This window comes from Aeromonas sp. TW 6 (assembly GCF_013168745.1).
Classification (GTDB): Bacteria; Pseudomonadota; Gammaproteobacteria; order Enterobacterales; family Aeromonadaceae; genus Aeromonas; species Aeromonas caviae.
In genome coordinates, this window is sequence record NZ_JABERS010000071.1 from 1 (window position 1) to 12,473 (window position 12,473).

7 protein-coding genes and 1 pseudogene are annotated in these 12,473 nt (G+C 55.6%); 2 read left to right on the forward strand and 6 right to left on the reverse strand.

Annotated features, from left to right (window positions below):
• Positions 1–176 precede the first annotated feature (176 nt).
• Complete coding sequence (gene licT, locus HKD46_RS20245) at positions 177–986, reverse strand: BglG family transcription antiterminator LicT (protein WP_214003021.1); 810 nt, start codon at positions 984–986, stop codon at positions 177–179.
• A gap of 37 nt (positions 987–1,023) precedes the next feature.
• Between licT and HKD46_RS20250 the strand changes: the two are divergent.
• Positions 1,024–1,760: pseudogene (locus tag HKD46_RS20250) on the forward strand (IS3 family transposase); the annotation flags it as partial.
• 303 nt (positions 1,761–2,063) lie between these two features.
• Here HKD46_RS20250 and HKD46_RS20255 read toward each other — a convergent pair.
• Positions 2,064–2,408, reverse strand: coding sequence for an ADP-ribosylglycohydrolase (locus HKD46_RS20255; protein WP_235673898.1), 345 nt, complete (start codon positions 2,406–2,408; stop codon positions 2,064–2,066).
• A 458-nt stretch (positions 2,409–2,866) separates the two neighbouring features.
• Between HKD46_RS20255 and HKD46_RS20260 the strand changes: the two genes are divergently transcribed.
• Positions 2,867–4,102 (forward strand): Fic family protein, encoded by a 1,236-nt coding sequence (locus HKD46_RS20260; protein ID WP_311699999.1) that lies wholly within the window; start codon positions 2,867–2,869, stop codon positions 4,100–4,102.
• A 245-nt stretch (positions 4,103–4,347) separates the two neighbouring features.
• Here HKD46_RS20260 and HKD46_RS20265 read toward each other — a convergent pair whose 3' ends face one another.
• The 4 genes from HKD46_RS20265 to HKD46_RS20280 all read right to left on the reverse strand — a co-directional run bounded on the left by HKD46_RS20265 (position 4,348) and on the right by HKD46_RS20280 (position 12,358).
• Positions 4,348–5,100: a phospholipase D-like domain-containing protein gene (locus tag HKD46_RS20265; protein ID WP_158656283.1), complete on the reverse strand. Its 753-nt coding sequence runs from the start codon at positions 5,098–5,100 to the stop codon at positions 4,348–4,350.
• 115 nt (positions 5,101–5,215) lie between these two features.
• Complete coding sequence (locus HKD46_RS20270) at positions 5,216–7,429, reverse strand: hypothetical protein (protein WP_104452865.1); 2,214 nt, start codon at positions 7,427–7,429, stop codon at positions 5,216–5,218.
• Positions 7,430–7,437: 8 nt separating this feature from the next.
• Positions 7,438–11,592, reverse strand: coding sequence for a DEAD/DEAH box helicase (locus tag HKD46_RS20275; protein WP_104452864.1), 4,155 nt, complete (start codon positions 11,590–11,592; stop codon positions 7,438–7,440).
• Positions 11,585–12,358, reverse strand: coding sequence for a hypothetical protein (locus HKD46_RS20280; RefSeq protein ID WP_171865894.1), 774 nt, complete (start codon positions 12,356–12,358; stop codon positions 11,585–11,587). The genes HKD46_RS20275 and HKD46_RS20280 overlap by 8 nt, the downstream gene beginning before the upstream one ends.
• Positions 12,359–12,473 lie beyond the last annotated feature (115 nt).

The window sequence follows — 12,473 nt, forward strand, 5'->3', positions numbered from 1 at the left end:
TTACGACGACATCCTTGATGCCTGCACATCGGCCTGGAAGCACTTTATTGCCGATGTGGAGCGGGTGATGTCACTTTGTAGCCGAGATTGGATAAAACTGACCTAATGTTTAATCCGATTGGTATCACAATCCTGCGGGCGAATCGCCCTTGTTATTAACCCGTTGGACGGCCGGTTTATACCCGGACGGCGCCCTCGCTCTCTTTTCTCACCCGTTCGATATGAATGGCGAGAAACATGATTTCGGCCTGGCTGAGTGCCCGTTGATATTGGGCAGCCAGAAACCGGTCAATCTTTTCGGCACACTGCCAGGCCTTGGGATAGCTGGCCTGGATGGTTTGCGGCAACTCGGGGTCGTCATCCACCACCACATTGCGCGACAGCATGCGCTGGGCAAAGAACTTGAGATGAGTAACAAAGCGGCTATAGCTCAGCCCCTGCTCCTGATACTCGATGCGCAGGTCATATTTGACGATGTGCAAAATGTCCTGCAGCACCTTGGTAATATGCATCACCTCGGGCATCTCGCCACCGAGCTGGGCATTGACCAGATGCAGGGCGATAAAGCCCGCCTCATCCTCTGACAGGATCACCCCCAGCCGTTCGCTGATCAGGGCCAGCGCCTGCTGCCCCAACGCAAACTCACGCGGGTAGAGGTTGCGGACCTCCCACAGCAGCGCATTGCGGATCACCGCCCCGCTGCGCATCCGCTCGATGGCAAAGTGGCAGTGATCGGTAAGCCCGATATAGATGCTGTCGCTGAGCGGCCCTAGCGTAGTGCGTGCCAGCGAGATAATCCGATCGCACACCGCCATCACCTCGATGGGAATGCGCGACAGCAGTTCACCCAACTGGGAGACCAATCCCTGATCCTGCAGGGTAAACACCTTCTCGATGGCCGCTTTTTCCAGGCTGTCTCCCGGCCGCTTTTGAAAACCCAAGCCACGCCCCATCACCACCTGAATCGCCCCTACTTTCCTAGACACCTCAAGAGCCTCAAACTGAGGTCATTCAGGAGGTGTTATGAGCAAGCAGCAACGTTACACGGAAGAATTCAAACTGGCCGCCGTCAAGCAGGTGACTGAGCGCCATTACCCAGTGGCAGAGGTCGCAGAGCGACTTGGTGTTTCCAGCCACAGTCTTTACGCCTGGATCAAACGCTACAGCCAGCCCGAAGTGCAGCAACAGCATGACTCCAGCCAGCAAGCCGAGATTCGGCGCCTCAAGGCTGAACTGCGCCGCGTCACCGATGAGCGAGATATCTTAAAAAAGGCCGCCGCGTACTTTGCCAAGCTGTCAGGGTAAGGTACGCCTTCATCCGGGAGCACGCGTCCACACATCCCATCCGCCGACTGTGTCGGATGATGAATGCCCACCCGAGCGGTTATTACGCTTGGCAGCACCAGCCTTTATCTGCCCGAGCACTTGAAGACCAACGCCTCCTGGGCCAGCTCAAGCAATGTTGGCTAGCAAGCGGGGGAATCTATGGTTATCGCAAGATCCGGGATGACCTGCGAGAGATGGGCGAGACCTGTGGGAAACACCGGGTGGCGCGATTAATGCGTCATGAAGGTTTACGTTCACAAACCGGTTATCGCCGCCGTCCCGGTCATTATGGTGGCCGGCCAACGGTGGTTGCACCGAACCATCTTGAACGCCAGTTCGATGTGACTGAGCCAAATAAGGTCTGGGTAACGGACATCACTTATATCCGAACCCATGAAGGCTGGCTCTATCTGGCAGCGGTATTGGATTTATTTCACGTTTTGCAATATGTCTTTTTTAATGGCCTGATTTATAAAGATTTATGGTTCTAACGCTGATGAGAGTGGTACACAATTGGGACGTGGTGAAATTTGAGGGGCATTGCTACAGATAGTAACACTCTTCGACTGAGCAACTTAACCGACAGGATTTCATCCGTTTTTGCCGTAATAGAGCCAAGCCAGACCCGTCCAGCTGTTTCATATTTGAAACATCACATGCAGAAGTTCGTAGACATAAACTGCAGAAGTTCATTTTCCTGTTATATTTAAATCACTTGCTGAAGAATTCAAACAACATCACTCAAGCCTGAAAGGCTCCCCCATGTAGAAAGCACCCACCAGCAGACCATAAACAAGCCGCACTCGCTCATCACTGCCTAACAGCACACCGAGTAGCACTTCGCCGCTTGCCAAATCGTCACCATGCCAGAAGCACCAGAGGGCGGCTTCTACCACATCCAGCCGGCTGGCATGGCCCAGCTGATTGCGAGACTTGCGCCGCCAGCTACCACGCACCACCGAACCAGTATTCGGGGAGCGGGCAGCTAACGCCCGCTGCTCCATCACGCTTGGTGTGAGTCCATCCAGCTTGGCCTGACGACTACCCCCTCCCCGCAGCAATTTGTCAAGCAACAGCGCCAACAAGCGAAATACATCCTGATCTTCAAAGCAGGCATACTTCCCCAGCAAGTCGACAGCACTGGTTGTATGGAGATGGTTTTCACCTGACAGTTTAATGCGCGCCGTTGCCCAGATAGCTCAGTCGGTAGAGCAGGGGATTGAAAATCCCCATGACAGTTTCCATACCACAGCTCTGGATAGCACACCCCACAAGGCTTCGCTTTCAATGCGAGGCCTTTTTGTTATGCGTCTCTGGTCAATCTCTGGCAAGGTTGCTCACCGAGCACTGGATTAATAATCCTCATACCTCTGCTCCGCTGCTTCATCTGACAACAGATAGCAAAGTACGCCCCCCTCCCCTGCAATGACCTCCGCCTCCTACGAACAACGCGTGCCCTCCCAGCCAACTCTTGTGTGATACCGCTTATGTGATACAGGTTGTGTCGTGAGCCGAATCCCCGTTATTATCGGCTCACTATGTGAGCCAAATACGCATCAGATTCGGCTCACATATCGAGCTGAATATGCATTCGATTCGGCTCATCGGTGACGTGACCTGTAACAATAAGGGGATGGGCAAGCAGATGACTGAAGATTGGATCTGGCAGCATGAGGGCTGGCCACACTTTTGCTGGCAAGATGAACCGCTACAGCCACGGCTGCGCACGGCGCAACGCAATCTCGGGATCCTCCTCGGCACCCATTCCGTTCACGGCTCTACGCAAACGCAGCAAGCCCAGGCGCTCGATACCCTGCTGGCGAATATCCTCGCCTCATCGGCCATTGAAGATGAACGGCTCAATGCCCAATCGGTACGCTCATCGCTGGCCCGTCGCCTCGGCGTATCCGAAGAACAGCCCTACCCCATCTCGGATCGCTCCGAAGGCTTGGCTGCCATGATGCTCGATGCCATCGACAATCGACATCAGCCGCTAACGCTGGAGCGCCTGTTGCAATGGCATCACTGGCTGTTTCCTGCCGACGACTGGACATTACAGCGTGTGCGGGTGAGCCAGCTACGCGGTGAAGAGCCGATGCAGGTGGTATCCGGGCGACTGGATCGGCCCACAGTGCATTTCGAGGCCCCGCCACGCCAGGGTCTTGAGCAGGCACTCGCCTGCTTTATCGACTGGTTCAATGCCAGCCTGAACGACCCCAGCCAGGATCCACTGCTGCGCGCCGCCATCTGCCACCTGTGGTTTGTCACCCTTCACCCCTTTGATGATGGTAATGGTCGTATCACCCGTGCCCTCACCGATCTGGCGCTCTCTCAGGCCGACAGCCAGAGCATCCGCCTGTATGCCATGTCGGTGGCGATCCTCGAACAGCGAGCCGATTACTACCGTGCTCTGGAACAAACCCAGAAAGGCGGACTGGATATCACGGCCTGGCTGATCTGGTTTCTGGATACGCTCAATGCCACGTTGGAGCAGGCCCAACAAGCGATCACCCGCACCTTGGCCAAGAGCCGTTTCTGGCAGCAACACGGCAGCGAACCACTGAGTGCCGAGCAAATCAAGGTGTTGAACAGGATGCTGGACGGCGGCGAGAGCGGTTTTTTGCAGGGTATCAGCGCCAGCCAATATCAGAAGGTGGCCAAGGTCAGTAAAGCCACCGCAACCCGCCATCTGGCCGACTTGTTAGAAAAAGACTGCCTTGAAAAAATGCCTGGGGGCGGTAGAAATACCCGTTATCAGATCAAGGTGACGCCGTAAGAGTAGTGATTTTGGTCAATGTGCATGTTCTAAACCGAAGATTATCAGGGCATTACGGGTGACTGACAGGCGAGCAAATCGTCGTGATCCGGTCTTTCCGCGCAACCAAGCGTAATCTGTATTTTGGTTAAACTGTGCGCTAGCACTGTGTAATCCACAATCTCACTGCGACAGCCTGCACCATGGCGAGCGTCGGTAACACATCAGTTGAATGCTTAAACCCGGGCACCCATCCGCTAAAAAGATCAACGGTCTGATATAGAGAGTCCGCGCAGATCTACTGAGGTAGATACATGAATTACAGCATCAATGATTTCGGCAATTCTGCTTCCAGACTTGCCGGTAACTCGCAAGCCCAGCTCCAGTGAATATTCGAATGACCATCTATTCATGTTCGCCGACCCAACATAAGCTGCCTGGGCGTCAACCAACACCACCTTGGCGTGGAATGTTTCATAGCCAGCCGTATCGGCACGGCCTAGTCTGAAGTTGTAACAACGAACACCCAAGGCGTTTAGTTGTTCGGCGACTTTTTCCAAGCCTACAGGCAGGCCGCTGTCGGAGCCACATCGAATAATCAGCTCACGCCTCACATCTGGGCGTGTATTGGCGAAAAGGCTGGCGATGATGTCAGCACCGGTATCATCAACAAACGGGGTCATGATGGCAAAACGCTGGGTGGCCTGCTCCGCCATCATCGGCAATAGGTCTCTAGTATTGATAAGGCCCCAGTCACCCCGAAGAGTGTTATCTAGTGCCTGAGCCACCCGGCTGGAGCCGGCTGGCTTGGTTAGCACCACATCAACCTCGTCGTTCGCGGTATGTACTTCCGAACGATAGATCTCGACGGCAAATAACATTGAGGCGAGCTCAGCAAGTCGTTTCGGCTCATGCAGCGACCAAGTCAGACCGGAACTGCGTTCGATCAAGCCGACGCGCTGCGCCGAGACAAGAAAGGCTTCCACTTCCGCGCAGTTGGATTGGGAGAGCCCCGACATCGTGCACACATTCCTCAGATTTACCGTTCCCCCCAGGCGTCCGTCGGCAACCGCTGCACAGATTGGTGCACCGACTCGACTATGTGGAGCCAAGGCCACCAGAAAATCCGTGTACTCAGTAAGTCGAACCGCCATTGGTTACCTCAAAGAAACCAGGAATCCGCTGGGCCTTATGCGTTAGGTCTTCACGTGGCGCGAGCCCACCCCGAAGCACGGCACGAGAAAGCAGTTGATTCTGGGCGATACATGTCGTCTCCGGTACCATGATGCAGTCTGGGCACGCGCCGCCGTGGAAGTCGCATAAACTGCCGGAGTTGCAACGATGCGACGTAGGATCAAGTAGTTGATAGAGGAATTGGTTGTGCTCGTTACGCCACAGCGATGAAAGATTACCCAAGTCCATTGTGGTGCCGTTGCGATAGACCACGAACGCAAGGTCGGCCGGAAACAGGTATTCACCAAGTGAGCCCACATCCAGACCCGAGAGTTCAGCTACCGTCTTCGTGAATAGATGGGCATAGCTGTGCAGCAGGGTGTAGAGGTAGCGGTAGGTGCTTGCCTCCCCGGGGTGCAATGAAGAGAAGTAGCGCCCAAATGGCTCGGCGGTCTGAATCAAGGCACCACCGAGTGAAATCTTGTCGGCAGGGTTCCATGCGGGGAGGTCTACCACCCCGACCTTTTGGAGCCACTCGTAGACAAGCTCCGGTTTCAACTGCACGTAAATAGCTTCGTTCGATTGGGTTACCACATAGATGGGACGCTTACCGTTGCGCAGCGACTCAAAGAGCTTCAGCCGAACAGGAACATCCTGGCCGCGCTTTTCCATCACTGGGGTAGCGTTGACACGGGTATAGCCATGGGTGAACTTGCAGAGGTCGAACTCCCGGATCAGACCCAGTTCGTTCATACCAAGCATTCCCATCAGCCGGCGGGTCTCCTGTTCCTGCGCTATCTTATCGTGCTCGTCCTTAGGTGCCAGGTCGTTGTCCAAATGGTGGAAACGAACAAAGGGAGCGCGTTCGCCACGCACGGCGGTCCGACTTAGTTTGCTACGCGTCAGTGCTTCGTGCTCCACGGACAGCACAAACGGGTCGTAGCGACTGGAGAATTCGAAACGGGAAGCCATCATTTCGTGAAGCACTTGCGGCAGTTCGCTCTTAACTGGGATTAAGGGTTGTTCGCCCTCTTGCCAGCGTTTGATGAGCTTCTGCTGCTCGTCGGCCATCTTTTGCGCAGTAGTATGATCCCCCATGCCTTCGAGGAGGCCCCTCATCTTGGCGTGGGTCTCGTAACTTTCCCATTCGCTTGCATGGCCACCGCGCAGGAGGATGTCCTTCATCTCCACCTCCGTCGGCAGGCTGCCGCCAAAGCCATATTGGCTGGCGATGAAGCTTGCGAGTTCCGCTTCATGCCCTTCGGCAAGGAGCGCTAGCAGGCCTTGGTCCTTCTGCGAGAAGACCACGAACTGTTCGGACTGGGCGTAGAATGCAGATGATGCTCGGTACGAAATGGGCTCCATGCGGCGCTCACCAACTCGCTTGCCCGCCGTCTCTCGGAATACCTCTGTCGTGAAGGGGTCGTTCTGGAGCCACGTGGCCCGCTCCTGGTGGCCGCATTCGACACACTGGAAAGACCATTCCCCGATGCGCGGTGATTCAGTGTTGAGGAGGAAGTTCTTTTTTCCGCAATGAGAACAAGCCTCTCCCGCGAGCCAGGCTTTGTTTTCCTTATCCGACCATTCCCACATGCCCGGCATGGCCGGCTGCCATTCACCGGACCAGTGCACGAAAATCACGTCGAGCTGCCGCCACTGGCATTTGCCCTTCGCTTTCGGGTTTGGGCAATGCTTGCGGGAAAGGTGGTCAAAGTCTTCGGCAAGCTTTGCTACGGAATCGTATGTGCGGAACTGCTTGCAGGTATTGCAGACAAAGGTTAGCGGCGCCGGTGCATAACCTATCTTTGACGGATTGACGAAGGCGATATTCGATGAGCCCAGGAAGGCGAGATTGTCGTCCTTCAGGAGCATTTCATCCACGCATTGCTGCGGCGAAATCGGGCGGTTGGCGGTACTAATGGCGTGCGCTCGAGAGAACCAGCTTTGCCAAACCTCACGCAGGCGCAATAGGATTTGCTCCTTGGTCGGCTCGTCAATCGGTGCCTCATCGACGACGTCAGCCTGGTCGGGTAGCGCAATGCAGGAGCCCAGTCCGCCTTCAAAAGTGAAAAACGAGCCCGGGGCGTACGCCGTTGCGAGTTGGTTGCGTGACCGGCTCATTACCGGCGTTGCGGGTTGTTTGCGTTCGTCGTCAGCAAGAAAGGGATGTGGCATGGTTGGTCTCACTCAGATTCAGCAACGCCGTGGCGGATAAGGTTCATGGCTTTCAAAACTTCTGCAGCTTGTTGGCGTTTGCCCTTCGCGTCGCGAGGGGACATGGCAATCAGACCGCCTTGGTCGACGTCGCGTAGTGACGTCATTGGGCGCTTCATATTGTCTTTCTGACCATCGAAATAGCTCTTCAGGGGGCCGCTGCCGTGCATGGCGCTGCTCGTCCAGAATTTGAGAAGGTCAGTCGTCATTTCATCAATCTTCTGCTTGTAGTGCTCCGTTCCCGGAGGCATGTAGCCGGCACGCAAGCCCACCGCGAGCTCAATAAACGTGTTGATTTCGTTTGAGAATGCTGCACGGCGGTCCTTGTACTCCGAGGTGATGTTCGGAATAAATCCGTAACTTGGAGCATCCTTCTTCTCGTCGTCCGGAAGTTCGATAACTTTGCGAGTGGGCAGCACCCCGAGCAGATACGCCTGGAAAAGACTTGGGAAGACGCGCTCGATGGCTTTCTCAGCCCAGCGGTCGATGGCCGCTGGCTGCACCATCCGTTCAAGGAATCGGTGGAAAATGTCGAAGACCTCGACAATGTAGCGGTCACGACGACGCTGAGGCGTCGGAACCAGTACGACAAAACCGATGTGTGTCCGGCCAACGCGCGATGAGGCTTGAATGTACTCTGCTATGTCAGAAGGCATGCCCGCAAAGAACATCGAGTTGAACTCTTCGACGTCGACACCGTGCGAGATGGCCGAGGTAGCTATAACCGAGCGTAGTACCTTGGAGAGCGGTGAAAATTCATGGCCTGGCTCATCACGCTCTTGGGCGCGTGCCACAACAGCCTGAACCTCCCCCTGCTCGACAGAGCCAGTAATCAGCTTTGTGTCCAAACCCTCAAGGGGGACGTTGCTGTTCATGTGCCGCTTGCGAGTCTCCTCCAACTCGGCGGCCATAATTTGGTCGCCCCCTTTCTTGTTCGTCACGTAGGTCAGGGCAATTCGATGGAGATCGATAACCGTCATCAGGTCATCGAAGCTCGCATCGCGTAGAGTCTGCTGGTGCAGCGTCTTAAGCGAGCCACTGCTTACGCACTCGACCAAATAATCGCGCGCAGAAACCCGGCGGGCATCGTCTCCGTTAACCAAGTCATCGAACAACCGGCTGATACAGAGGTGGAAGGTCGACAGAATCGCCACGCTAGTTGCAGTATGTGGCTTCCCATTAGTCATGTAGGCACAGTAGACACGCGCCTGCCGAGCACGTTGCTCTGGGTCAGGTAGCTGACAACGCTCGGCTTCTGCTGCGTCCGGCTCCTGAGGTGAGGCGTAGAACGACTCATAGAGCGACGGCCCTGGATGGGGAAACTGCATTGCAGGCACTTCGCGTTGATAGAGGTGCTCGAGCTGACGCTGAGGTTCAGCGACGGTCGCTGAAGCGGCGATGACTTTTGCCCGGCGACGCTGTCCGCCCGGCGTCAGGGCGACAATGCCCGTCAGGGAGCGAGAGATATGGGTGAACACAGCATCGAGCGTGGACTCAAATAACCCAGCAAACGTACCCAGAGATTCGTCGAGGAGGTGTGCCTCATCCTGAATAATCAGACTGGGGAAAGGGTCCAGGAAGAGCTTCAAGCCATGCGGGTACGCCGGGAAGAGGGGGATGCATCCCTTGGAGTCTGGGCCGTCTTTAAGCTCTTCGCTCTTCGGAATGCGAAGGCGCTTGGTCTCCTTGTCACGCCACGGAGCGCCACCGAGCATTCCATAGATTCGGCGGATGGTGCCTTCTGCATGGCCTATGAGCGCCAGCTTATCGACTGTGCCCAGCAGCACGGACGGCGCATAGTCGTAAATGTCCTCGTCGCAGATATAGAACGGTAGCGGTTGCCAGCCATCATGATTGGCGGCGCAATCCTTATTCGAGCAGACATGAGCAATCGTTCCACCGTGCGCGGGAAAAAGTCGCAATGCCGTTTTGCTGCCGCAGAATGGGCAAGACGGAATCTTGTTCCAGGCACGCCAGGCAATGAGATATTTGGAGTCGTTATCGTGCAACACATTTTCAGTTGCCTCATCTGCCGGCGCATCTTCAATGTTCGGGATGGCGGCGACACCTTTTTCACTGTGGCGGTTTGGTGAGCCACCACTTCCCACCCAGAAGCCGATGGAAAGTGGGTCACCACCATAGTTGTACTGGCGACGCACAAGCTCCGCCTGCGCAAGCACCTTGGCACAGCGCTGTGCTTGCTGAATGGTCAGGAGTCGAAGGGGATAGCGCAGCATGGCGGTCACGCCCGTGTGCTTTCCGCGTAGCCGGTCGAACAGAAGGTTGAACACCAAGAGGCCAAAGAAAGCTTCCGATTTGCCGCCACCGGTTGCGAAGTACAGGAGCGTCACCGTGTCATCGCGGTTGGCGACATAGTGACCTTTGAACTCCGGCATCCGGGAAGCCAGCGCCGGTATGTTTGCTACGATAAATGCGAGCTGGAAGAGGCGCCATTGCCCAGTATCGGTCTTAAATCGCTGCTTCATGAAGTTGGCCATGGCCTCGTTCATCGCAAGCCATGCTTCGAAGACGACGGCTCTTGGGTCCTTCTGCGAGCCGCGTGCTGACCAAACAGCTGCAGACTCTTGGAGGATAGCGATCCCCGCCTCAATCGCGTTTTTCTCGTCTTTCCAGCGCAGAAGGTCTTCTTGAAATTTCTGTTTTTCCGCCGCAATGGCATCCACATTTTTCGGGTCGATACCCTCGGCCGTATCAATTCGGCCGGGCAATCCATCTAGCCAGGCCTGCATTTCCTCAACAATAGGAGCGAGGCGTTTGAGGCCTTCTGGCTTGCTAAGTTCACGCACGCACCGTTCCACCTTGTTGCCGCCCGTCGGGACAATACGCGGTTGAACGTAGCGTGGCGCCCACGTGGTACGCATATGGACGATATCGCCCACAGTCGGCTTTACCTGTTCTACGCCACCGTTATGGCCCATCGCCGGGTAGCGCAGATAGGCGTTAAACCTGTAGGAAGGTGTTACCCGTTCAAGCTGCAGGTTGCGGTGTAGTAGCTTAGGCAGAGTAACGTCCAGATTTACTTGGAAAATGGCCGGATCGGTCTCATCGACCTTGGCGCGTGGCTCTTTGCTCTTGTTTTCGAGCGCGATGAATACATTCTTGCAGCTTGGGTTGAGCCAGTCCGAGACAAGCTCAATGTTCCAGCCTAGCTCAATGGTCGGCAGCGGGATGGTGTTGGAACTCTTTCGGGCAAGCTCAAGAACCTCAGACCACTTCTTGTACTGACTCGGCCTGAATGTCAGGTCGCTGCGATAGGCCCAGAATGCGCCGCCCGTCTCTGGGTCAGTGCTTTTCGCCCACACCCCAAGCTGGTCGGCAATCAACTTGTTCATCAGAGCCGCATGGGTGTTCGCCAGCTCTTGGCAGCGAACAAGCGGTTCGTTCGGCGAAAAGACGAGGGGCGGGAGGTTTATTTCTAGCCGAAGCCACTTGTGCGGTGGAACCATTGGCTCGAAAAGGTCGTCATTGAGCGGAACTGCACCTTCGGCTGGAACGACCACTCCTTCTGCGGGCGGCGTATCTTCGATGCTGTTACCTTCGGTAGCTTCGCCGGTATCGAGCCGCAGAAGATTTTCTGGGATGCCTCGTTGGGCATACACGGCTTTGCGAATGTCTTCCCGAATAGTTCGCCATCCGGGATGTTTGGCCTTCGATGGGTAACTGTCTTTCTCCTTCTCCCAGGCATCATCCAAACGCTTCTTGATGGTCTCCTTGATGCTCTTGGTTACTTCCTTCTGGAGGCGGAACACTGCGCGGCAGCCGGGTCGCGCCAGGTCTTGCTCGTTCGGCAGCACACGGACGTAAGCAGCAAACTTCGGCAGGATGGAAATGGTACCTTCCACGCCGGTCTGAACCTGGAAATTGAGGCCGTGTGAAGAAATCCAGATGGGTGAAGTCACTTCATCTGCGCCTTCGATGTTCTTTTGAGGGAGGACAAAACCAGAGTTGAGCAGCAATCGAGGACGCGCGCCATAGAGGTACTTGCCGTGCCGGCCAGCGCCACTTACCTCGGAATGAACCATCGTCAGCAACGCGTCGACCACAGCTTCTTTCAGTGTCGAGTGCAGCGTTTGCGGGTCGTTGCGAACAATTGGGTTAGGCATTGGTGGTCTCTCCAACGGGTGGGCATATGGATTCAACGGTCACGATGTTTTCCCGGGCTTTGTTGAACAGCATCTTGATGGTTTCGCGCTTGATGCCGGAATGGACCATTACGGATTCCGGCTGCAGCAGCATATGGGTGTATAGGTCGGACACATGTCGACCGTCGAGCCGGCGTGCATTGCGCACAGGCATGATGACGCGACGCCAGTAGTAGGCGGCCTCGAGCTTAGAAAATCCCAGAGCATCTGCGAAGGCAGCGAAGTGTGCTTCCTTCATTGGGGCTTGAGGGCGAAGCGCATCGAACGGCGTATCTGGCGAGTCGCCGAGATTGACCCAGTGCCGCACGGACTGCTCGGCCGGAAAATCTTTGGCGAGCTTTTCGTTGACCTCCAGGATAGAGGCTCGAAGCTGCCGCACTTGGTCGGCAAGCTTGGTGCCCGGAAATTTGGTTTTCAGAGCTTTCAGAATGCTCTGATGATAGTCGCGCAGGGCCCCCTCGAATGTCTTGTCGTGCTCAATAGGGATGCCTGCTTCCTTCAGGACAACCTCTACTAGCTCACGCAGTTCTGCAGTCATCACAAAGAGCTTGTCGCCGGGTTCCAGACTTTGAACCTTGCAACTGCGAAAACCGCGATCCGTAGCATCTGCACTTGCGGGGTCATACACGTAGACATCATGAGTCGGGCGTCGATGCAGCACAGCGCCGAACTCCAGACGGATACTCCACGCCTCCGGATCATTGGCATCTTCCGTGTAAGTATTCACCGGAACAGTATTGACACAGGAAAAATGAGACGATCGTCTCTTGATCCCACTTTCCTGCTTGCTTGATCCTGCTCCTTAGATACGCTCCCCCCATGAGCAAAAACACCATGCATTC

Bases quoted from the DNA above. Each gene is read 5' to 3' on its own strand.
- HKD46_RS20270 (WP_104452865.1), bottom strand. From the start codon at position 7,429: ATGCCACATCCCTTTCTTGCTGACGACGAACGCAAACAACCCGCAACG.
- HKD46_RS20275 (WP_104452864.1), bottom strand. From the start codon at position 11,592: ATGCCTAACCCAATTGTTCGCAACGACCCGCAAACGCTGCACTCGACA.
- HKD46_RS20265 (WP_158656283.1), bottom strand. From the start codon at position 5,100: ATGTCGGGGCTCTCCCAATCCAACTGCGCGGAAGTGGAAGCCTTTCTT.